19 protein-coding genes and 1 pseudogene are annotated in these 22,520 nt (G+C 68.1%); 7 read left to right on the forward strand and 13 right to left on the reverse strand.

Features of this window, described 5'->3' with window-relative positions:
* Positions 1-169: 169 nt before the first annotated feature.
* Positions 170-3,295, forward strand: a complete 3,126-nt coding sequence (drmD, locus tag Vau01_RS18020; protein ID WP_203993868.1) for a DISARM system SNF2-like helicase DrmD — start codon at positions 170-172, stop codon at positions 3,293-3,295.
* A 19-nt stretch (positions 3,296-3,314) separates the two neighbouring features.
* Here the strand turns inward: drmD and Vau01_RS18025 are convergent, their stop codons facing one another.
* Complete coding sequence (locus Vau01_RS18025) at positions 3,315-7,148, reverse strand: Eco57I restriction-modification methylase domain-containing protein (protein WP_203993870.1); 3,834 nt, start codon at positions 7,146-7,148, stop codon at positions 3,315-3,317.
* 788 nt (positions 7,149-7,936) lie between these two features.
* Between Vau01_RS18025 and Vau01_RS18030 the strand changes: the two genes are divergently transcribed.
* Positions 7,937-8,629 (forward strand): excalibur calcium-binding domain-containing protein, encoded by a 693-nt coding sequence (locus tag Vau01_RS18030; protein ID WP_203993872.1) that lies wholly within the window; start codon positions 7,937-7,939, stop codon positions 8,627-8,629.
* A 379-nt stretch (positions 8,630-9,008) separates the two neighbouring features.
* Here Vau01_RS18030 and Vau01_RS65680 read toward each other — a convergent pair.
* Positions 9,009-9,347 (reverse strand): annotated as a pseudogene (locus Vau01_RS65680) (DUF2637 domain-containing protein); the annotation flags it as partial.
* Positions 9,348-9,616: 269 nt separating this feature from the next.
* On the reverse strand, positions 9,617-9,940 hold the full coding sequence (locus tag Vau01_RS18040) for a VOC family protein (RefSeq protein WP_203993874.1): 324 nt from the start codon (positions 9,938-9,940) through the stop codon (positions 9,617-9,619).
* Between the two features lie 88 nt (positions 9,941-10,028).
* Between Vau01_RS18040 and Vau01_RS18045 the strand changes: the two genes are divergently transcribed.
* Together Vau01_RS18045 and Vau01_RS18050 are read left to right on the forward strand one after the other, a co-directional pair.
* Positions 10,029-10,919 (forward strand): sigma-70 family RNA polymerase sigma factor, encoded by an 891-nt coding sequence (locus Vau01_RS18045; protein WP_203993876.1) that lies wholly within the window; start codon positions 10,029-10,031, stop codon positions 10,917-10,919.
* Between the two features lie 30 nt (positions 10,920-10,949).
* Entirely contained in the window at positions 10,950-11,990 is a 1,041-nt protein-coding gene (locus Vau01_RS18050; protein ID WP_203993879.1) for an LUD domain-containing protein, read from the forward strand.
* A gap of 39 nt (positions 11,991-12,029) precedes the next feature.
* Here Vau01_RS18050 and Vau01_RS18055 read toward each other — a convergent pair whose 3' ends face one another.
* From Vau01_RS18055 to Vau01_RS18075, 5 genes are all read right to left on the reverse strand, one after another.
* On the reverse strand, positions 12,030-13,604 hold the full coding sequence (locus Vau01_RS18055; RefSeq protein ID WP_203993882.1) for a DUF885 domain-containing protein: 1,575 nt from the start codon (positions 13,602-13,604) through the stop codon (positions 12,030-12,032).
* Positions 13,601-14,761, reverse strand: a complete 1,161-nt coding sequence (locus Vau01_RS18060; RefSeq protein WP_203993885.1) for a hypothetical protein — start codon at positions 14,759-14,761, stop codon at positions 13,601-13,603. The genes Vau01_RS18055 and Vau01_RS18060 overlap by 4 nt, the downstream gene beginning before the upstream one ends.
* Positions 14,709-15,386, reverse strand: coding sequence for a hypothetical protein (locus Vau01_RS18065; RefSeq protein WP_203993888.1), 678 nt, complete (start codon positions 15,384-15,386; stop codon positions 14,709-14,711). Before Vau01_RS18065 ends, Vau01_RS18060 begins: the two co-directional genes overlap by 53 nt.
* Positions 15,387-15,467: 81 nt before the next feature.
* Positions 15,468-16,616 carry a pyridoxal phosphate-dependent aminotransferase gene (locus Vau01_RS18070; protein WP_203993891.1) on the reverse strand — a complete coding sequence of 383 codons (1,149 nt, stop codon included), beginning with the start codon at positions 16,614-16,616 and terminating at the stop codon, positions 15,468-15,470.
* A gap of 5 nt (positions 16,617-16,621) precedes the next feature.
* On the reverse strand, positions 16,622-17,230 hold the full coding sequence (locus Vau01_RS18075) for a helix-turn-helix transcriptional regulator (RefSeq protein WP_203993894.1): 609 nt from the start codon (positions 17,228-17,230) through the stop codon (positions 16,622-16,624).
* A gap of 182 nt (positions 17,231-17,412) precedes the next feature.
* Between Vau01_RS18075 and Vau01_RS18080 the strand changes: the two genes are divergently transcribed.
* Together Vau01_RS18080 and Vau01_RS18085 are read left to right on the forward strand one after the other, a co-directional pair.
* Positions 17,413-17,652, forward strand: a complete 240-nt coding sequence (locus tag Vau01_RS18080) for a hypothetical protein (RefSeq protein WP_203993898.1) — start codon at positions 17,413-17,415, stop codon at positions 17,650-17,652.
* A gap of 114 nt (positions 17,653-17,766) precedes the next feature.
* A complete protein-coding gene (locus Vau01_RS18085; protein WP_203993901.1) occupies positions 17,767-18,225 on the forward strand; it encodes a hypothetical protein in 459 nt (152 codons plus the stop codon).
* Here the strand turns inward: Vau01_RS18085 and Vau01_RS18090 are convergent.
* The 4 genes from Vau01_RS18090 to Vau01_RS18105 are packed head-to-tail and all read right to left on the reverse strand — an operon-like array spanning position 18,208 to position 20,502.
* A complete protein-coding gene (locus Vau01_RS18090; protein ID WP_203993904.1) occupies positions 18,208-18,648 on the reverse strand; it encodes a hypothetical protein in 441 nt (146 codons plus the stop codon). The two genes, Vau01_RS18085 and Vau01_RS18090, sit on opposite strands and share 18 nt — an antisense overlap.
* A complete protein-coding gene (locus tag Vau01_RS18095) occupies positions 18,648-19,316 on the reverse strand; it encodes an NAD(P)-dependent oxidoreductase (protein ID WP_203993907.1) in 669 nt (222 codons plus the stop codon). Before Vau01_RS18095 ends, Vau01_RS18090 begins: the two co-directional genes overlap by 1 nt.
* 23 nt (positions 19,317-19,339) lie before the next feature.
* On the reverse strand, positions 19,340-20,059 hold the full coding sequence (locus Vau01_RS18100; RefSeq protein WP_203993910.1) for an MOSC domain-containing protein: 720 nt from the start codon (positions 20,057-20,059) through the stop codon (positions 19,340-19,342).
* Positions 20,056-20,502 (reverse strand): hypothetical protein, encoded by a 447-nt coding sequence (locus Vau01_RS18105; protein ID WP_203993913.1) that lies wholly within the window; start codon positions 20,500-20,502, stop codon positions 20,056-20,058. The genes Vau01_RS18100 and Vau01_RS18105 overlap by 4 nt, the downstream gene beginning before the upstream one ends.
* 22 nt (positions 20,503-20,524) lie before the next feature.
* Here Vau01_RS18105 and Vau01_RS18110 point away from each other — a divergent pair, with 22 nt between their 5' ends.
* Entirely contained in the window at positions 20,525-21,070 is a 546-nt protein-coding gene (locus Vau01_RS18110; protein WP_203993916.1) for a DUF1697 domain-containing protein, read from the forward strand.
* 175 nt (positions 21,071-21,245) lie between these two features.
* Here Vau01_RS18110 and Vau01_RS18115 read toward each other — a convergent pair whose 3' ends face one another.
* Complete coding sequence (locus Vau01_RS18115; RefSeq protein WP_203993919.1) at positions 21,246-22,430, reverse strand: sialidase family protein; 1,185 nt, start codon at positions 22,428-22,430, stop codon at positions 21,246-21,248.
* Positions 22,431-22,520: the final 90 nt, after the last annotated feature.

Consider the following 22,520-nt stretch of genomic DNA (forward strand, 5'->3'; position numbering starts at 1 on the left):
GCCGACCGACAGACATTGAACTGGGCACCTGGATCTATGTTCAGGCACCGGCGGAAGTGGAGGAAACTCCTCAGGGGACTCCCCAGCTGGCGATGCGAGTGGAAGGATCGGCATCTAGATTACTGCGGAGCGAGTCTGAGGGATCGCACTGCGTGATTGAGGGGGTCGAATGTCGACCGATGTCTTACAGGTCAACACACTCGTTGAGGTACGTGGGCACCGCTGGGTAGTTAGCAATCTTGACCGATCCGGCGATGGGTCAAGTACGGTCGTGACCCTGCAGAGCGTTGAAGATGGTCGGTACGGCGAGACCCTCGACGTGGTCTGGGAGATCGAGCCTGGCAGGCGGATCCTTCCGGTCGGGTCGTTGCCCACCCTGGCTGCCGATCAGTTCGATCCGCCGCAGCGGCTCGCCGCCTTCCTGGACGCGGTGCGCTGGTCGGCGGTCACCTCGGCCGACACGACCCTCCTACAGGCGCCGTTCCGATCCGGCGTCGCTATCGAGGACTACCAACTCGAGCCGGTCGCCCGAGCGGTGGAAGCTCCGGCCGTCAACCTGCTGCTCGCGGATGACGTCGGCCTTGGCAAGACGATCGAGGCAGGGCTCGTCGCTCAGGAGCTTCTGCTGCGCCACCGCGTCCGCCGCGTCATGATCGTTTGTCCGGCTGGGCTGACCGTAAAGTGGCGCGACGAGATGGCCGAGAAGTTCGGCCTGGACTTCGTGATCGTCGACAGCTCCCGTTGCGTCACGCTCCGACGCACCCACGGGTCGGCCGCCAATCCATTCCGCACGTACCCCTTGACGATCCTCAGTCTGCCGTGGTTGCGTGGTCCTCGCGCCCAGCGGCTGTTGGACGAAGTGCTGCCCTCGGACGGCCCCTCCGAGACACCCACATTCGACCTGCTCATTCTCGACGAGGCGCACCACGTCGCTCCGGCCGCGCCGAAACAGGAGTACGCAGTCGATTCGCAACAGACCAAATTGATGCGAAGGCTAGCGCCTCATTTCGGGCACCGGCTGTTCTTGTCCGCGACTCCCCATAACGGCTATCAGAGCTCGTACACCGCACTGCTGGAACTCATCGATCCGCTGCGGTTTGCGCGAGGGGTACCACCAGATGAGCCGGCGTTACAGGACACCGTGGTACGTCGGCTCAAGCGCGATATCGTGAACGCCGACGGCACTCGCCGTTTCGTTGAGCGACGCACCCAGGAACTCGCCGTCGAGTATCCCGAGGATGAACGCAACGTTCACGCCATGCTCAATGAATTCACGGCGCTGCGACGCAAGCGACTGAAAGCGCAGCGTGGTCAGCGCGCTGCCGACCTGGTGACCCTGCTACTCAAGAAGCGGTTGTTTTCCTCCCCGGCGGCATTCGCGCACACCGTCGCTGTATACACAGAAACGCTTCGTACCAAGGTCGGCTCGGCGACAACCGTGCCGGCGAGGTTCGACGAGGACGAGTGGTACGACGATTTCATCGAAGAGGTCGGTACCCTCGATGACGAGGAGCTCGCTGAGACAGAGGACAGCGCGCTGAGCATCTCCGGCCGACTCACCCCGGAGCCGGTTGAGGACGAGCTGGCGCTGCTTCGTCAGATGGACAACTGGGCGCGAGCGCACGAAGGCCGCCCCGACGCCAAAGCGGAGAAGCTCGTCCAGTTTCTCGTTGCAGTGTGTCGACCCGACGGCAAGCTCTGGACCAATGAGCGCGTGGCTATTTTCACCGAGTACCGCGACACCCAGATTTGGCTTGAGCAGCTACTGCGCAGTCGAGGGCTCGGCGAAGAACGGCTGGCGCTGCTGTATGGCGGGATGGACGGCGACGAGAGGGAGCTGCTGCGGCTGGCGTTTCAGGCCGACCCGGTCGAGCATCCGGTGCGCATCCTGCTAGCAACCGACGCCGCCAGCGAAGGCATCGACTTGCAGAACCACTGCCATCGGCTGGTCAACTATGAGATCCCGTTCAATCCGAACAAGCTCGAACAGCGAATCGGCCGGATCGACCGGTACGGCCAGAGGAACCCGCCGGAGATCTTCCACTTCGTCGGCGTGGGGTGGGAGAAGGCCAGCAATTCCTTCGAGGCCGACCTGGAGTTTCTTTCTCGGGTGGCCCGCAAGGTAGCCGATATGGAGGCCGATCTCGGCAGAGTGAACGCGGTCCTCGCCGAAGCCGTCCAACAGCGGATGCTCGGCCGGCTCGACTCATCCTTCGACGTCTTCGGCGCTCGTTCCAAGGCGACGAAACGTCGCTCCGAGCGAGGCGGCGTGGCAGCTAAACGCAATGTACGCGAGCAGGTCGATCGGCTGCACCAGACGATCGACAGCACGGTGAGAAGCCTCGACATCACCCCAGCCAATGTGCAGCGAGTGGTCAGTACCGCTCTCGATCTTGCGCGCCAGCAGCCACTGCGGCCGTACCTGGACGACAAACACCTGAGCGAAGGGCTGTACGAGGTGCCGCCGCTCACCGGTGCCTGGGGGCGCACGGTCGACGGGCTCATCGACAAGCTCACCGGGGAGCAGCGCCCGATCACCTTCGACTCGGAAGCTGTGAAGGGACGTGACGACGTCGTCCTGGCGCACCTCAACCACCCACTCGTCGCCATGTCGACTCGGCTGCTGCGAGCAGCCGTCTGGAGCAGTGAACCAGGATTGCACCGCGTGGCCGCCGTCGTCAGCGATCATGCCAGCCTCCGTGGGCCGATGATCGCGGCATTCGCTCGCTACGTCCTTGTTGGAGCTGACGGCATCCGCCTTCACGAGGAGGTGCTCTCTGCCGGTGGCTGGATGCGCGCCGACGGACGATTCGCCCGAGTGGAGAGCCTCGGTGCTCTAGGGGAGATCCTGAGCGCTGTCCTGACTGACGGCACGCCGGCCAGTCTGCGATTGCAGGACCGATTCGTTCAGGCCTGGCCACGTCTGCGGAACGGGCTGCTCAACGCGCTGGAGAATCGCGCAAAGGACCGCGGGTCTAGCCTCGACGTCCGGCTGGAGAAACGACGTGAAGACGAGCGCCAGCGCATCAAGGTCACCCTTGACCGCTTTGGCGACAGCCTGCGCCGTCAGCTCGATGATGAACCCGAGTTGACGTTGCTGGACCTGCTGAAGGACCCACGCGAGCTGACGCAGGCACGCAACGACCGCCGTTCCTGGGAGGAGCGGCTTGCCAGGTTGGAGTCCGACCGGCAACGCGAGCTGGGCCGGATTGACGCTCGGTATGCCAACCCCACAGCGCACCTTTTCCCCGTCGCGGTGATCTGTGTCGTACCTCAGCGAGAGGCTGTCCGATGACCACCAGACAGGTGGCCGTTCAGTCGTCCAGCTCGAGCTGACGAGGAGCATGCACAGCGGCATCGCGCTGTTCTGCGGAATGATGGGCATGATTGAGCTCGAGGAGTCGGTCGAGGATCTCTTGACGAACGACCGGCCCGAACGTGTAGCGGACACCCTGTCGGGTCTCGTGGAAGTCGTGGTCGAGGGTCAGATCGGTCCAGTCATACGCTCGCATCATCTCCTCATCGATAGCGACGTGGAGGCGGCGCAGTTCGACGATGTCATCATCCCGGCAGGCGGGGTTGTGCACGAGGTTGTACGTCGCGGTGAGGCCAGCTTGCCGTCCGAGCATCAGATCCCGCCGGTAGGTGTCCAGCCGGCCTCCGAGTTTGCGCAGGTCGCCCGTGAGCTCGGGTCGTGCAAACGTCTCGAATACGTCCGATGGCGAATAGTTCAGATCTGCCTTCATGGTTGAGCTGCGATTAATTGCCCACCAGTAGTGCGGCGCGCTGCTCAGCACCGCCAACATCGCCAGATCGCCAGTCGCGAAAATGCAAAGTTTGTGAGCAAAGACTTGCCCGGTTGGCACCATCATCGGCATCACTGCCTTGCTCACCAGCGTGATCGCGATCACCTGCGGCATGTCCCTAATGAAGCGGTAGAGCTTCGGCCGCTTCTCCGCGTAATGCCACCAGAATGTTCGGTACGGTTTACGGTTGTTGCCGGCCCGCTCAGGTTTCACCGAGTGTTCTACCTGCGCAAAGGGGACTGCGTACCCAGCGGCCCGCTCCGTCGTCCAGTCGTGGAAGTTAATCACCCAACGGCTCGCGGAACTATCAGGACGGGAGTTGACGTCCTGTCCGGTGAGATACGGAAACAAGACTTCGGCGCTGCGAGGCTCGTGCGCGATCAATTCCCGCGCCCGCTCGGGCTCCATCGTGAATCCCAGACCTAGGACGATGGAGCCTTGGAACGCGATGTCAGCGTTTGTGGCCAGCCGGTAGGGCGCTCCGCTGACCCTGGATGCCGGTTCCAGCGACGCAGTGATGGCACGTACGGGTGAGCCGTCTATCTCCTGTACCGAATCCGTTCCAGGGGCACATTGGGCAGTCTTGACCAGGCATACCTCCAACGTCACTGACGTGGTAGGCCACCGACGGCTCTTTGTCGCCCGGCGGATGGTCACTCCGGCAGCAAGTAGACGCGCCAGCCCTACCTCTCGAGTATCGCCCTGTGCGAGGGTATTGGTTGCGATTAGTCCAGCCACGCCCCTTTTGTTGAGCAGCTCGTGACTACGCAACACGAAATATGCGACAAGGTCAGCGCTGCCCCGCGCGCCGCTGCCGATCCGGCAGACCAACAGCTCCCGGTATCGATCGCCGAGCAGGCCGGTGATCTTCTGTCCGCCGAGGTACGGCTGGTTGCCGACGACGGCGTCGAATCCACCTTCCTCGAAGACATCGGCGAAGACCAGCGGCCAGTGAAGCGGTACCCGGGGTGCATCCCCCTCCATGAGGTCGGATGCTAACCATCGATCGGCGAGAGTTCGGGCCTCGTCTACGGCACCCGGCCGGTCCGAAGTAATCCGCCGGGCGAGGTCCGCGACCGCGACCAGGTCCACGTTCAACTGGCGTTCCGTTCGCCCGGCGTTGACGAGAGTCGCCCCAACTACAAGGTCGGCTATCAACCGCTCGCACGCGGTGCTTCGCTGGGTCTCCCGCCACAACTCGCCCTTCCGCTGGACGTTAGGAAGGTTATCGTCAGCGAGTTTGGCGAGCTCTCGTCGAATGCGTGCGGTTGTGGCGACGAGCTCACGGACACCGCGCCCAGGATCTCCGACCCGGCGGGAACGCAGTACCCGTCCCGCTGTCGCGTCCAGATGCAACTCCTCGAGCTGCACAATCGAGGTGATGCCGAGTAGGGAATCACCGGCTACCAAGCGATGGTCGAGGAAAGTGAACGGCTTGGTCCTGTCCAAGGAAATTAGCCAAAGGCTGAGCTTGGCGATCTCCACGGCCATCGGGTTTATGTCGACGCCGTACAGGCAATGCTGAATGACCGCTCGCCGCGCTCGGATGGTGAGCGGGTCCGCTTCCACATCGTCGGCAGGGCCGTCCCGGCGGATCGACTCGACAACCTCGCGCGCCTCGACGTCCCCTTGATCGGCCCATGCCTCAATGAGTCGCTCGGCCAGGTATCGACATGCGGCTACGAGAAACGCGCCTGACCCAGCCGCGATGTCCGCCACACGTAGGGCGAGCAGCTCACGAACCGAGCGTACTTTCCACAAGCTCCGGTCGGCGGTTTGCGCTGGGCCAGGAAGATAGACGATGTCCTCTAGCGCACCTTCGGCGACTTCGTCCGCCAGTTCGCGTGGGGTGTAGTGCGCGCCAGTGCTTGCCCTTGCCCCTGATCCGGAAACGTAGAGCGCCCCAGGTGGCACCACGACCGGCACACCACGGAGGTCCCGAGCGAGGATGCCGGCGACGGGAAGCAGCCGATCGGCAAGCTCTCGATCTCCGCCGGTGGCTGCGTACAGCAGCCGAACTGCCGCGACGCGCGAGGGGCCGTCGATCGCCTCTAAGCGTCGGGTGAGAGCAGAGCGGCTGCCGACAGTCTTCTCGCCGTACTCCTGGATCAAGGCCGCTGCTCGCTGCGCCGGTGAGATCGCGCTGGTCAGCAGTCGCATGAGGTTGGCAAGGGTAACCTTCGTGGGTGGTCGCTTTGGTGACCACTCAAGTTCCACGATGACGTCCAAGGCACGGAAGGCATCGAACGCCAACAAGAGTTCGTACACGTGCCCGATCTGCTCGACCCGAAGTGATCGAAAAGACAGTCGACGTCTTTCGAGGCCGATACGGACGAACCGCACCGCTGCAAGCATGTGCAGCACCGTTCTGTCATCGATCCAAACTTGATCTAGCCACGGGTGAGTTCCCGGATCGAACATAGGACCGTCGTAGGTCGGCATCGTGAGGCGTTCATGACCTACTCCAAGGTGGATCGCGTCGCACACCGCAAGGAGCCGCAGCCATCCACTGCGGGACTGCTCCAGGTCTTCTTCGCTCGTTTCCTGACTTCGGCGTTCGAGCTCTTCTCCGAGACTGCTGACGGAGTAGGACCGCGAGTAGAGATCGTTGTCAGCGGGAAGCAGCCCCCGCTCCTCGGCATAAAGCAAGAAGACCACGCGCATGACCATGGTCACCGAAGCGTGATAAACCTCGGCCGCCGAAACGTCCGAGAGCCCCGTCCGATGTTGCTGCTGCTGTCGGACGTCGTACCAACCGATCGCGGTCACTAGCATCTCGACCGCCCGCTGGACCTGATTGCCGAGCGCGCCGGTGACTTCAGCTTGCCGGTCCAGGCTTTCGCGAAGTAGGGCGGGGAGGGTCTCTTCCTCCGGAACGGAGAAGAACCTTCGACGCTCCAGGAGTGAGACGAACGCTCGCACCACCTTCCGGTCGGCGGCTTCCGTCCAGGTTGCGGTGTCAAAGACAGCTGTTGAGGTAACCGAGTGCAGGGGTGCTGCGACGAGTGCGAACCAACGGCCGTCGGTGACCAGGCCTATTGTGACCCGGTGATGTCGGCACAACCGGGCAATCCGATCTACCGGAGTCGCTGGCCAAGCGTCACCGGCGACGCGGACCGTTGGATGACTCCCCGGTTTGAGTGTCATGCCAAGCAGGCGCGGGCTGCCATCGGCTGGGTCCAGCAGCGCAAAGTCCGGCTCAACAGACGTCGAGTGTTCCGGAATGTCAATGCGTAGACCGCCGAGTCCGTCTTGCCGCAGGAGTTCTTCCCAGCCGCACAGCCGACGTAGCAGGAAGTCGTTCCAAAGATTTGGATCGAGATCTCCTTCGGCTCGTGCCACCCGCAGCGTGGGCCACCACGCACGGTCGATGGGCTGAAGGGTCGGCCACACTCGGGTGAGTACAGGCAAGGCGAGAAATGGCCCAGAGACGGCCACCGCCGCGAGCCACTCGGGATGATCTCCTTCGACGTTCGTTCGGAAACGGAAGTGCCGGCCCATGGCGACCCCCTCGCGGCGTCTGCGGCACCCAAGGTTTTCTACGCCCGACGAGTTCGCGGTGTCGTCGGGACCGGCCCCGCAGGGATGATCTTGGACAGTACGATCCGTACGGTCTCGTTCACGGTTAGCTATGTCCTCTGGTCATCGTCGCCTACGCGGCGCTCCGGATCAATACCTCGATCGGCTTCCGCCCCGTTGCCGGTGCGAGACGTCACTGCCTCCGCGACTGTGGTGGGCCTTGAGGCGAATAGCCGCGTTCAGCGTTCGAAGTGCGCGGCCATTCCTGACTGGCGAAGGCGTTGATCGAGTCCACACTTGACGTTGCGAATGGACATCCGGCCGATAGCCGGGCTGGCTGACTCGCCGCAGTGGCGCAATCGCCGACTTTGGCGGTCGATCACCCTCATGCGGATTCCCGCTGCTTTGCCAGGGCGATTGGCTGCGCCCTCGTCAACCCCGTAATCGATGAGTGGAACTGGCCCTCGAATGGAGTGGTCGCAGTTGTACTCGCGGCCATCGTGTGGCTGGACGACGTCGCCCCGAACGGTCGCTCTGTCGTTTCCGGCGTTCGGCTGAACATTGTCGATCCGGCCTGTCCGGCAGTGTGTACACCCCTACCATCGGCGTCCGTGAACCCCTATCCGCAGGCGCCGTATCAATCGCAGCCCCAGCGGCGACCACCGTCAAAGTATCTCGCCTTGTGGATCACGCTGCCCATCGTTGCGGCATTCCTGATTTGCGGCGGAATCGGCGCCGCGCTCAGCGATGACGAGGAGAAGTCCACCGGATCCTCGCAGGCCGTCGCGGCAACGCCGCCGCCAGCACCTCCGCAGACATCGTCTCCGCCGAGCCCTTCATCTGCTGAGAACCCGACGGCGTACCTGACCGAGCTTCGGACGATCGGACCAGATCTCATTCGTGGTAACGAGAACCGCGCCGTCGATTGGGGGAGGCGCTTGTGCGATGACATCCGTGGAGGCCTTCCCGCGGGGCAGCACGCCACTCGGGCCGCCCAGCGCTACAGCGGAGGAAACGTACAGGTCACCCAGTTGCAGGGTGCCAGGCTTGTCGCCGCAGCGGTCAAGCACATGTGCCCTGATGCGGCACCGCTCGTCACGACAGCGACCAGCGCTCCTACCGCGCAGCGGCCGGCAGATCCACCGCCGCAGACCACCGCCGCACCGGCAGATCCGCCCGCCGACGTCTACTACCGCAACTGCGACGAGGTACGTGCGGCAGGCAAAGCGCCGCTCCGCCGGGGCCAGCCCGGCTACCGGTCAGGACTCGACCGCGACGGCGACGGGTTCGCCTGCGACAAGTAGTCATGCACATCTGGCGAACGAGCGAATGTGCAAGAGCGACGGCCGCGTTGGAAACGCAGTAGCGCCGGTCCACCCCCCATCGAGGTGGACCGGCGCTCCATCGTCACTCGGCCAGTGAGTCGACCAGGCGTCGGTGGACTCGGCGGGCGTGAGACAGGTCGGCGCCGGTCACGTCGGCAAGTTCCCGGTGGTCCGGCGTTCGTCCTTCCGCCAGGGCGGCCTTGAATGCCCGCCGCATCGCTTCGACCTTCGTGGCCGGCTCGTCCAGGAGGGCCATCGCCGTCCCGGACACGATCACCACCGCGTTGGAGTCCGGCGCCGCGGCGACAGGATCCTGCGGCGAGGACTGCTGGTCGAGCGGCGAGGACTTCGAGTCCACCGGTCCGGGACCGGAAGTCCGCGCCATCGCCAGCTTGACCATCGCCAGGAACCCCAGCGCCGGCAGCGCTGCCGCCAACCACCCGATGACAGACTGCTCCGCCTCGACCACTTGCGCAGCCAGCGACAGCACAACCGCGCACACCAACACCGTCGCCGGGAAGGCGACGCGAAGAGAAGCCAGATGGCGACGCCGAATCTCCAGCCCTGACGCGATCGACATCAGTTCCAACGTCGCCGCATCGGCCCAGGCCAACCACCCCGCCTGCCCGTGCGCCGCCGCCACATCGTGCACGTGCCGGAAGCTCGCCGCCCCGGCCGCTACCCCGATGACCAGCATGATGCCGACCTGAACCACGCCCTCAAGGCGCGGGCGAACAGAAGACATACATCGACCTCCATCGAAGAAGGAGGTCCAAGATCATGCTAGGGATTTGCTAGGGTACTGCCCCGTACCAGTCCGAACCGCTCCGAACGGGGCCGGACCCTCGTAAACAAAACCGCAGGTCACAGCCCCGCGCCGGGATCAGTCCAGATCAAATCCATCGACAATCTTCACTCTCATAACCCCTCGGTCGCGGGTTCGAACCCCGCCCGCCCCACGCCTGGCTAGGGCTGGAGGACGCCGATCACCGCGTCACCGGCGCGCACCGACGCGATCAGGCGGCCTCCCCCCACGTCCGATATTCCCTGGACCTCTTCCGCGCCGGCCGCGATCAGCTCACCCACCACGGCCTTGATGTCCTCGACGTGCCAGTACGCCACCGGACCCGTCATGCCCTTGGCGTGCCCGTTCGGGTCGAGACCGACCTCCTGGCCATCGCGGGCGAACTGGACGTAGTACGGCTCGTCCATGACCGGCTCGCCGAGCAGGGCACCGAACACGGCCTTGGCCGCCGCCAGGTCCGTCACCGGGAAGATAATCGTCTTCATCGTGAACTCCTCCGAAACGTGGGGCCGTCACATCGGCGCCCTCCGGTTGGTCACCTCCCTGACCGACGTCGACGAAGGGATGTGACCGGTGGAGCAGAAGAATTTTCCGGCCGATGTATTCGAGGCGCACCGGCCCCGGTTGACCGCGGTGGCGCAACGGATGCTCGGCTCGCGCAGCGACGCCGACGACGCGGTGCAGGAGGCGTGGCTGCGCGCCAACCGGGCCGGCGCCGACGAGGTGGACAACCTGGCCGGCTGGCTCACCACCATCGTCGCCCGGGTATGTCTGACCATGCTGCGCTCCCGCACGTCGCGCCGGGAGGAGCCGCTGCCCGAGCGCGACCCGGCGGGCGACGAGAGTCCCGAGCACCAGGCCGTCGAGGCCGACGCCGTGGGGGTGGCCCTGCTGGTGGTCCTCGACACGCTCACCCCGGCCGAGCGGTTGGCGTTCGTGCTGCACGACATGTTCGGCGTGCCGTTCGAGGAGATCGCCCCGATCGTCGATCGGACCCCCGCCGCCGCCCGCCAGCTGGCCAGCCGGGCCCGGCGCCGGGTCCGCGGCGTGCCGACGGACCAGCCCGCCGACCCGGGTCGGGTCCGCGGCGTGCCGACCGACCGGCCCGCCGAGCCGCAGCAGCGACGTGATGTCGTCCGGGCGTTCCTGGCCGCCTCGCGCGAGGGCGACTTCGCCGGTCTCCTCGCGGTGCTCGCCCCCGACGTCGTGGTCCGCGCGGACGCGGTGGCGGTCGCGGCCGGGTCGTCGGCCGAGGTCCGCGGGGCGCAGGCGGTCGCGCAGAATTTTCTGGGACGCGCACGCGCGGCCGTCGAGGCGTTGGTGGACGGTGCACCCGGCGCCGCGTGGCTGGTCGACGGCACGGTGCGGGTGGTGTTCGAGTTCACCTTCGACGGCGCTGCCATCACCGCGATCGACCTGCGCATGGACCCGGCCGCCATCGCCGCGATCGAGGTGGACGCCTGACATTTTCATGGGCCGCGGTGTCGTACTGGCATGAGCGATTTTGATGTCATTGCCGATCGCGTCGAGATCGAGGCGCTGCGCGGCGAGTTCACCGACGCGGCCATGATGCGCGACCGCGCCCGCCTCGCATCGCTGTTCACCGAGGACGGCGTGCTGCGGATGCCCAACATCCCCGTCGAGCTGATCGGCCGGGAGGAGATCCGGGCCGGCGGCGAGCGGCTGCAGGCGCAGTGGGACTTCTTCGTGCAGAACACGCACCCGGGCACGATCCGCCTCGACGGCGACTCGGCGTCCGGCCGCACCTACATCCACGAGCTCGCGCGCGCCCTCGACGGCCGCCAGGGCGAGAACTTCGCCATCTACCACGACCGCTACCGGCGCACCGACGACGGCTGGAAGTTCGCCGAGCGGGTCTACGAGGTCAGGTACCTCGACACGAGCCCGCTGGCGGGTTCCGCGCCGGTGCCCTTTACCGAGCCGGCATCGTCGGAGCGCCTGGAGCGGGTGGCCGAAGCATTGCGGGCGAACAACTTCGACGTCGAGATCCTCGACGACGCCGCCGCTGCCCGGGACCGCGTCAAGGAGCTGATTCCGGCGGGCGCCAGCGTGTTCACCGGCGCCAGCGAGACCCTCCGCCTGTCCGGCATCGACGAGGACATCAACACCAGCGGACGGTACGAGTCCGTCAAGGCACGCGCTCACGCGATGGACCGGGCCACCCAGATGGCCGAGATCCTGCGGCTGCTCGCCGTCCCCGACGTGATCGTTGGCAGCGTTCACGCGGTCACCGAAACCGGCTCCCTCGTGGCCGCCTCGGCCAGCGGAAGCCAGCTGCCCGGCTACGCCGGCGGCGCGACCCGCGCGATCTGGGTCGTCGGGGCGCAGAAGGTGGTGCCCGACCTGGCGACCGCGCTGCGTCGCATCGAGGACCACTGCCTCCCGCTGGAGAGCGAGCGCGCCCTGGGGGTCTACGGGCAACCGAGTGCCACCAACCGCATCCTCATCCTCAACGCGGAGCCGCACCCCGGACGCGGCACCGTCCTCCTGCTCCGCGAGGCCATCGGGTTCTGAGCGACGCAAGGTCGGCGCGGCCGACGCCGGGAACCTCCCTCACGCGGGAGGCCGCCCCGTCACGACCTCGGTGAGTGCGGTGAGCGGGAGCGCGCCGTTGCCCAGGACGGTGTCGTGGAAGGCCCGGATGTCGAGCCGTGCGGCCGTTTCCGCTCTCAGCCGTTGGATCTCAAGTCGACCTACCATGTACGCCAGCGCCTGCCCCGGGTCGGCGATGTACCGGTCGGTTTCCGACTCGACGTCGACCTCCGCCATCGCGGTGTTCTCGCGGAGGTAGGCCGTCGCCCGCTCCCGGCTCCAGCCGTGCGCGTGCAGCCCAGTGTCGACGACGAGCCGGGCGGCCCGGATCGAGTCGGCCGCCACCATGCCCAGCCGGGCCAGGTCGTCGGAGTACAGGCCCATCTCGTCGGCCAGCCGCTCCGCGTAGAGGCCCCAGCCCTCGCCGAATGCCGTCGACTCCTGGATCCGGCGCAGCAACGGCAGTCCGACCAGTCCCTGGGCCGCGGTGTGCTGCACGTGGTGACCGGGGACCGCCTCGTGGAACGCGGTGGCCTCGCCGGCGTGGCGGTGGCGTTCGCCGACGCGGTGGGTGTTGACGTAGTAGATGCCCGGTCGGCTGCCGTCCAACGCCGGGGGCTCGTAATAGGCGCCGGGCGCACCGGGAGCGAGGTCCTGTGGTACCGCACGCACGTCGCAGCCGCGGTCGGGCAGCCGGCCGAACCAGTCCGGTGCCGCCGCCTCGGCCCGGGCGATCGTCGCCCGGGCGTGCGCCTGCACCTCGTCGGCGTCGGTCCAGCGCAACGCCGGGTCCTGCCGCAGCCGCCGCCGTACCAGTTTCGGAACGCTCTCGCCGAGGGCGCGGGCGCCGAGCTGGGCGTACTCCTCGTCCAGCCGCGCGATCAGGTCGATCCCGGTGCGGTGCAGATCGTCGGCGTCCCGAACCGTGGTGGTGTGCCGCCGGCAGAGGGCGGCGTAGTACCGGGTCCCGTCCGGCAGCCAGCACAGCCCGGGCCGGTCGTCCGGGCGAGACCGGGGCACCACCTCGGTGACCAGCACGTCCCGGTACCGGACGTAGGCCGGACGCACGTGCTCGGCTGGCAGCCGGTCCGGGTCCTCCAGATGTCTGTCGATGAACGCCACCGCGTCCCGGGCCAGCGATCGCACCGGAAGGCGGCCGGCCGCGATGCCGTCGCGGTGCCGCTGAGCGAGGGCATCGAGCGCCGCCGGGATCGCGGCGAGCCGGGCCAGATAAGCGGCCCGATCGGTGCCGGCGGTCCCGGGCAACGCGAACAGCAGCTCGACGGCGGGGGCGACCCACGAGCCGACTACCGTGTACTCCAGCGCCCGCACCTCGACGCCGACCAGCTCGTCCTCGATCGCCTGCAGCGCAACCGCCCGGGTGATCCGTTCCTGCGGGTCCAGCCGGCTCGCGTCCAGGGCGAACGTGCGGGCGGCGAGCCCGTTCATCCGGGCCCGGTGCCGCTCGGCACCGGCGTCGCTGTAGTCGGGCAACTCGTGCTCGTGCCCGCGGATCCCCATCCGGGTGGCCCGGATCGGGTCCGCCTCCCAGAGCGCTTCGACGAGGTCGTCGCAGATACCGGCGAGCTCTGTCATCCGGTGTTGGTTTCACGACGCCGGATCTCCGCGGCGCTCGCGGCGGCGGGATCGCGGCTCATCAGCAACTCGTGCGGATCCCGCCGGCCCTCCCGGTGCGCCAGGTTGCGGTCGCGGATCGCCGCCTCGGTCCACTGTTCGCCGAGGGCGGCGTAGAACCGGTCCAGGTAGTCCTGCTCCGCCGCGGGCAGCCGGCGGAGGATGACGGCGCGGAGCCGCCCGACCAGGGCCCGGAAGCGGCGCAGCAGCCACCACGGCGTCGGACGGGTCTGCAGGATCGCCGGCACGGGCAGCCACGCCGGCAGGAGCAGGCCGGGTTCGGTGACGTACGCGGTCGGGTGCGCGCCACCGAACGCCGCGGAGAAGCCGATCTCCAGTTCGAGTCCCGAGGTGGCCGTCTCCGTCTGCGGCAGGCCGGAGCAGTCGTACACGATCGCCCGCGACGAGTTCATGCACGAGGTCACCACGCGGTGCCACTGGTCGTCACCGGTGGCCCAGAAGCGGATCCGCGCGAACTGGACCGGGAAGAGGACACCGAGGAGGTACCAGGACGGGGAACGGGCCTCCGTCCGTCGGGGGCTCAGAACAGCCAGCACCGGACCGGGCGCAGCGGCCAGCACCGTGGCCAGCACGATCCACGGACGGGCTCGCGCGAAGTTGCGGAGATACAGCACGTACCGGCCGCGCATTGCCTTCTCCCGACGCGCGGGATCCAGCCGGCCGGCGCGGACCGCGTCGACGGCGACACCGACCGCGAGCGCGAGCGCGGCAACCGGCGCGCGCATGCCGACGACGACCTCGGCGGTCGCGAGGAGAAGGGCGGTTCCGCCGGCGGCGGCCGCCGCGACGTAGAAGCGTCGGCGGGCCACGACCGGGGCCTCCGGCAGTTCGGGGACGATGTCGGCTTCACCGAAGTAGTTCTCGCGCGGATACAACGGCGCGTTCTGCAGCCGTACGTAGACGCGTCCGCACTGGAAGGCCGTGAGGGCGGCGGCCGCCGACAGCGCGACGGCGACCGGCACCGACCCCGCCGTGTTGACCGCGAGGTCTCCGGTGAGCGCGACCATCAGCGGAAGGAGCAACGCGATCGCCGCGCCTGCCCGGTCAGCCGGCGCGGCCGCGACCGAACGGCCACCATCGGCGGCGGGTCTGCCCATCGTTCTCCGTTCCCCAGACCGGCCCGGACCAACCGGGTTCCGCCCGCGCGGCCTCCGGGATGCCACGCATGGCTCCCCTGCTCTCCCAGGGGATGACGCGCTCCAGCACGTCGGCGAGCACACCCGCCCGGTACTCCGGCGGTGTCATCCCGACAAACAGGTCGACCCGCTCGCGCAGCAGCGCACCGGTGTGCTGCGGCATGTCGACGGTGACCGCGCCGCCGGCACCGAAGTCGACGAACCCGTACGTCGCACCGTCCGCGCCGACCATCCGCCACTTCGCCGGACCGGCGGGCGGCGGCGCGGGAGCGGACGGGTCCACCGGCACGATGGAGGTCGCCAACGCCCAGGGTTCGTCCGGGCGGTCGAGCGTGAACCCGTCCGGGACGCCGTTCGGCCCCGGGCGATACGGGTCGAGCAGCAGCACGAGCGGTTCGGCCGACTCGATCTCGTAGATGTCGAGGATCCGCGGGCCGCCGGTCGAACCCCGTCGGCGGAACTCCAGCGGTGCACCGCCCGGTCCGCGCAGGCGCCGGAGGTACTGCTGCTCGTTGAAGGCCGCGAACACCCGTCCGCCGCCCACGGTGATCGGGTTGTCCGGGGAGTAGCCGAGGTCGGATCGCACAATTCACCTCTGAAATCGGGCGGTTCGAGGCTACCGAGCTTCAGCCACACCCACGGGCGTTCAGACGCGATGACGACTCGGTCACCCCGCCGGGTGACCGCGGCCCAGGAAGCGGTCGATCGCGGCCAGGGCCGGGCCGGGGTCGCGGCGGCCGACGCCGATGCGGAACCGGTCGGCGGGCACCGGGGCGAGGTCGGAACCGAAGATGTCGCCGGGCAGCAGCAGTACGCCGGCGGTCTCGACCAGGTTGCGGCAGAACGCGCCCGCCCCCTCGGGGCCGAGGTAGCGCGGGAAGGCGACGCAGCCGCCGTCGGGTGGCGTCCATTCAAAAAGATCTTTGTGGACCGCGAAGAACGCGCCGAACGTGGCCAGGTTGTCGGCGACGATGCCGCGGTTGCGGGCGTGGATCGCCGCGCCCCGCTCGACGGCGATCGCGCCGAGGAACTCGCTCGGGCCGGCGTTGCAGATGGACGTGTACTGCTTGTGCCGCTCCAGCGACCGCAGCACGTCGCGGTCGCGGGTGGCGACCCAGCCGACGCGCAGCCCGGGCAGCCCGTACGACTTGGACAGGACGTTCACCGACACCGCGGTCGGCGACATGTCGGCGGCCTGGGTGAGGCGGCGGGCCGGGTCGAGTTCGAGGCCGCGGAAGACCTCGTCGGCGACGAGCCGGATCCCGCGCTCCGCGCACAGCTCGGCCAGTCCCTGCCACGTGGACGGGTCCGGAACGGCGCCGGTCGGGTTGTTCGGGAAGTTCACCGCGACCAGCCGGGTCGATGGGCGCAGCGCCGCCCGCACCCGGTCCAGGTCGAGCCGCCAGCCGTCGGCCTCGTCGAGCAGCACCCCGGAGACCTGCACCCCGCTCGCGATCGGCAGCGTCTCCATCGCCTGGTAGTTCGGCACCGTCACCACGGCGTGCTCGCCGGGGCCCACGAGCAGCTGCATCAGCCAGAAGATGGCCTCCTCGGCGCCGGCGAACGTGAGCACGTCGGCCGGGTCACAGGTGTCGTAGGTGGCGGCGATCGCGGCGCGGAGCCGGTCGGTGCCCCAGGTCGGCACGTAGCTCAGCGGCAGGTCGGTGAACGCCGCGCGGTCCTCGTCGGTCGCGAGGGCCAGCAACTCGGCCAGGGTGAGGGTCTGCGCGTCGGAGGCGGTCAGGTGGTGTTCCGCGGCGAACTCCCACCGGGAGAAGTAACTTTCCAGCCGGAAGTCCGGCAACGGCAGCCGCATGGCGGTCACTCTCCATCGAACGAAGCACGGCATGCCTTGAGCAGGCCGTAGACGGTGGCGCGGGACACACCGAGCGCGGTGGCCACGTGCCTGGCGGAGTGGCGGACGCCGAACACGCCCTTGCCGTCGAGATGGGCGACCAGCTCGCGTCGCTGGGCCGCGTTCATGGCGCGGCGGGGCAGCTGCGCGGCGCGGCACCAACCGTCGACGAGCAGGTTGATCTCCTCGCGCCAGTCGCGTTCGAACAGCGCGGGCGGCCGCGGTTCGACCGCGGCCGCGAACGTGGTGAGGGCGGAGACCGCCGTGTCGAGGACCGTGCGGTCGAAGTTCAGACAAAGCAGAGCGTTATGGGACGGGAGGGGCACGCTCACCGAGGTCCAGGTGCGGCCCCGCACATCCACCTTGGCGTACGGGCCGTACATCGCACCGGCGGTGATCAGTTCCGGCTCGAGCAGGGACGCGTCACCGGGTCGGCGGCCCGACACCGGGTTCCAGATCGCGACCACGGTGTCGGTGTCGACGTCGTACACGACGGCCTCGACGTGCGGATGGAACAGGGCGACGATCGCCTCCACCGCCGGCACCACCGGCGCCAGCCACTGCGGATGAGCCATTCCTGGATTTTGTGTCTAGACTTGACAATGTGTCAAGCAGTAGTACAGGGGTGGGGAAATCCCTACCCGAGATTGGAGGGCTGGCCTCCACCGAGAGTCCCGTTAGCCACCTCGATTCCGGGTGTCCACGGATCGACACTCAACAGTGTTCGGAAGATGAACCAGAACCCCGGAGGTGGGACATGAGCAGGACGATCGAGGCGGTCCGGGCCGAGGCCCTGTTCGTGTCGCCGGTGCAGGCATCGGAGGCGCCCGGTGTCGACCGGGTCCGCGACGCGGTGACGGTCACCCTCCACCGGATCGGTGAACTCGGCTGCGCCGTCCACGTCGCCGGCGAGTTCGGCGAGCATCCGGAGACCGCCGCGGCCCGCATGGGCTGGGCGCTCACCGCCGTACGCACCGCGTTCGGCCTGCGTGACTGAGGTGATCGGTTCGCCTCAGATACGTCCCGTCGGTACGTAGAAGTACGCATTCGGAAAGCGGCCCGGCATGCCCATGCTCGACCGGTCCCGCTAATCACCGAAAGGAATGCGTTCATGCGTAACGAATCGGGCCGGATCATCCGTCGCCTGCTCGCCGCGGCCGCGCTGCTGCTCGGAATCGCCACCGCCGCGCTGGCCATGCCGGGTGCCGCTACCGCGGCGTCCACGGCGGACGTGCCGGGGCCTAAAACCCTGGTCGCCAACCGGGTTGAGCTCGTGCGTACCGGCGGCTTCACCGGCATCCCGCAGACCTGGACCGTCGACGCCGAACACTTCGGCGAGCCCGGCGCCCGGCTGCTGGCGCTCGTCTCCACGCCGGAGTACCTGGCGTTGAAGCCGCTCTACGGACCCAAGAACCCGTGCTGCGACTTCTTCATCTACACCGTGACCGTCACGTACGACGGCGGCTTCACCAAGGTCGTGCGGACGTCGGAGCTCGCGACCGACGAGCCGGAACTCTTGACCAAGGTGATCCTGCTGACCCAGCGCATCGGCTCATCCCCCGAGAGCTGATTCGTCGGGTGGGGCCGGTCGGGCGGGTTCGCCCGGCCGGCCCGTTCGGTAGGCCGGCCAGGCGTCGCGGAGATAGAGGGCGAACGGCACCCACCAGATCAGGTCGTTGGTGACGATCATGACGACGGTGCTGGCCGGCCACGTGCCGGTCGCGATCAGCCAGGCCAGGCCCAGCGGCCCGAGAATCTTGCCGGCGAGGCCGACCGCGGCGATCGGCCAACCGGTCTCCGGCCGGCGGGCGACCTCCAGGTAGAGCAGGCCGTACAGCCCGAGGACCATGCCGAGGCAGGCGAAGATCTGCGGCGAGTTCGACAGCGGCAGGCCGGTGACCCGGTAGAACCACTGCGGGTCCAGCACCGCGTAGCAACCCCAGGCGATGTTGTACACGCCGGCGGCGACGAACGTGACGCGGTGTCGTCTCATCAGTAGGCGATGCCGATGTCCCGGTGGTACGTCTCGGGCCGGTCCAGCATGTCGAGCATGTGCTCGGCGACGTGCGCCCGCGAGATGAACGCGCCGCCGCGCACGTTGCGTCCTATGGCGGTCCGGTACCGGCGCCGCAGCGCGACGTTCAGCAACCGTGGCGGGCGCGAGACGGTCCAGTCGAGCCCGCTGTCGCGCAACACGTCCTCCATCAGCGCCAGGTCGGCGTAGTGCCGGCCGAACGCCGCCTTGGCCAGCGGCGTCGCGACGTACCGGATGAAGGGCCCGTCGCCCGGATTGTGTCGCGGTGGGTGCGGTCGTCCCGGAGACGGCACGGTGCCGACGGACGCCGCGCTGACCACGACGATGCGCCGGACACCCGACGCGCGCATCGCCTCGACGACCGCCCGGGTGCCCCGGGACGCGACGCCCGCCTCGGCCCCCGTGCGCGCCCCGAGCCCGGAGAGCACCGCGTCGTTGCCCGCGACCGCGTCGCGCAGCAGCGCGGGATCGGGTGCGGCGAGATCGGTCGCCACCACCCGCGCCGGCGTGTCGGGCAGCCGGGCCGGATTCCGGACGACGGCCGTCACGTCATGCCCGGCGGCGATCGCCTGGCGCAGCAACTCCCTGCCGATACCGCCGGTGGCGGCAAGGATCGTCAGCCTCACCCCGCCGACGGTACCGGCCAAGGTCAACGGAGCGGGTCGCCCAATCTGATCGTGCCCGGCGTGACAACCTCGGCGTAGACGCCGAACAGGGTGTTGTCGCGGGCCGCCTTGAGCAGGTGCAACGTCTTGAGGTCGGCGTCGCCGCGATCGGGGTGGCGGGTGGTGGCCGCACACCGCGGAACCGGCCCGCGGACGCGCACCACGACGTCACCGATCCCCACATCCTTCCAGGCATCTTCGGCGTGCGGCGCGGCACCGTCGAACTCGATCGACATGCGGAAGCGGCGGCCGTCCATTGTGGACATTCCCGACCGGCGGGCGAGCTCTTCCGTCGAGGCGACGCCGAGCACTGTGAGCGGGTACTCGTCGCAGCCGCCGTTCGGCTCGTCGGCGAACGCCAACCGCAGCGGCCGTTCGGCGAGCCGGCTGAACATCTCGCTCCACGGGCCGATCACCTCCCGGGCGCTCACCTTTCGAGACCCGATAAAGGACGCCGTGAGCGGCGCGCCGAGCTCGATCGGCCCCTCTTCGTCGCCGACCCTCAGGCGTCGCCCCTCGACGTCGTAGTCGGCGCGCAGGCCGTAGAAGGCGCCGGTACGCGTGCACGAGAACAGGCGATCACTGTCGTCGACGAGGAACAGCTGCCGGTCACCCCGAATGCCGGTGGCGGTGACCGTGATCTCCTCGGGGTGGTGGGCGCCGAGACCCTTGAGCGGGATGACCGTGAGCCTGGTGACCTTCATCGTTCTCCGAACCTGACACCGTTGAACGTGTGGGTGCAACACTCACACGATCGTGACATGGACTCCGGGCCGAGCTCCGGGTCGACTTTCCGCAGCCGATTCCCGTCGTCGACGAACAGCCCGCTGTAGTAGGTGCTCTCCCCCACCCGTACGTAGGCCTGTCGTTCGTGCGGTTGCCGGGCGACCAACCAGAAGACGGGCTCGGTGCGGTCGAGCCGCTTCGCGGCGTCGCCGAACACCTCGTCCCAGTCCTCGCCGACCTTCGACAGCAGGAACCGGAACAGCGGCGTGTAGTCCAGGCCGCGCCGCTGTCGTTTCATCGGCCCACGCGTGGCGTCGGAGACCCGCTCCGCCTCGGTGTTCCGCCGATGCCGGAAGTCGCCACCATGGCGGTGACGGACGTTCCGGGCCCGGGTGTTGACCCGCCGGTACAACGGTTCCACGCTGGTTACTTTACGATCAGGCATGCCCGAGTGGGTCCTCCTACCCCGCGCGATCAACCTCGGCGCCCGCAACAAGGTCGCCATGCCACAGCTGCGCCAGGCTTTGACGGTGGCCGGCTTCGACGACGTCCGCACCTACGTGCAGAGCGGCAACGTGGTCGCGCGGTCCCGCCACCGCAGCGCCTCCCGGGCCGCGCAGGCGGTGGAAGCGGTGATCCACGCCGAGTTCGGTGTGACCACATCGGTGGTCGTCCGCACGCCGCAACAGATCCGCGACGTGCTCGCCTGGAACCCGTTCCCGTCGGAGGCGGCCGCGCGCCCGACGGGCGTCCAGGTCATCCACCTCGACGCCCCGCCGGATCCGGCTGGAGTGGCGCCCCTCCTGGAATCGGATTGGTCGCCCGATGCGCTGGCCGTGCGCGGCCTGGAGGTGTGCGTCTGTTATGCGGCGGCCAGCCGGGCGAGCCGGTTGCAGCACGCGCCGTTACTCAAGCGCCTCGGCGTGGGAGGGACGGCGCGGAACTGGCGCACGCTGATCGCGATCGAAGCCCTGCTCTCTCCGGGCTGACCATCCGGCTACCGCATCAATGCGGTGGATGGCCCGTGTCATAACACGGAAAATCAACCACGTTGTTGCGGTACGGACGGGTGGCCGCCTTTCGGGAGACAACGTTCGGTTTCAGCCGACCGTTGTCTCCCGGATCCGGGCTCGGGCCGCCGCCCGACCATGGGGCCATGTCTTTCTAGCGGTAGTCGCGGTGGTTGGTGTAGATGCCCACGATCGCGGCGATGTGGGGGTCCGAGGTGATCGTGAAGTAGCGGCCGGGTCGTAGTTCGACGCTCGACGGGTTGGCCTGGTCGGTGGTGGCCGGGCCGTGGATCACCGCGTCGTAGATGAGGATGTCCCGGCGGGCCTCGATGTTTCGTTCGGGGCGTTCGAGGATCCGGCCGGCGGTCGGGCGGCCGGGGCCGAACTGGCCGGACAGGTCGCCGTAGGTCAGCAGGACGTCGCCGTTGTGCAGCACCAGTTGGTGGTGCGACGACGCGGGCAGCCCGGTCGAGACCGGCGTCGTCCACGTGCGACCGAAGTCGTACGACCAGGATGCGTACGCGATGTTGATCGACGTCCGGAGGATCGCCAGGAGCGAGCCGTTCCTCAGCAGGCTCAGGTTGGGTTCCTGGAAGTCGAGGTCGGTCGTGTGGCCGATCATCGACTCCGTCTCCTTCGGCCAGGTGCGTCCGCCGTCGCGCGAGCGCACGACCGTCGCCGGTTGCCTTCCGCCTTCGGGGAGACGGCCGTAGAGCGGCACGAGGAGTTCGCCGTTGGGAAGTTCGACGATCGGACCGTGGGTCGCGGCGTGCCCGGCGTAGTAGGCGCCGACGACCACGGTCGACGGGCCCTCCATCGCCGTGCCCACCTCGACCGGGTCGCTCCACGAGGCACCGCCGTTGGTGGACCGGGCGACGAACGTTCCGACGAGCGTCACCGGCCCCGGCGGGTAGCCGGTCCAGTCGGTGCGGAAGAAGCTCAACAGGATCGCGCCGCCGCGCGTCTGCATCAGCTTGGGATCGCGGTCGTCGATCGCGGTGTCGATCGCCAGCCGCGGCGTGCTCCAGGTGTGTCCCTGGTCGCGGCTCTCGACGACCATGATGCGGCCGTCCTGGTTGATGTGGGCGACGGACTCGCGGTAGGCCGCGAGCAACCGTCCATTGTGGAGCTTGATGATGTCGCCGAAGAACGCGCGCTTACCGGGCTCGGCGGTGGCGACGACGACCGGGTCGGTCGGCGTTCCCGCGCCGGGCGCGGCGGGAACAGCGGCGGGAACAGCGGCGGGAACAGCGGCGGGAACAGCGGCGTGGACGGCAACGGGGGCAGCGGTGAGCGCGGTGGCCGTGACGACCGCGGCCAGCAGGGCATGCCGAAGCATTCGCACAGGATCACTCCATCGAGGGATAGCCATTCGATGATCAGGTCCGATGCGGGCCGAAGCTATCTGGAACGTTATTCCATGTCAATC

Origin of the sequence: Virgisporangium aurantiacum (genome assembly GCF_016863635.1) — a bacterium.
In the GTDB taxonomy this organism is placed as follows: domain Bacteria; phylum Actinomycetota; class Actinomycetes; order Mycobacteriales; family Micromonosporaceae; genus Virgisporangium; species Virgisporangium aurantiacum.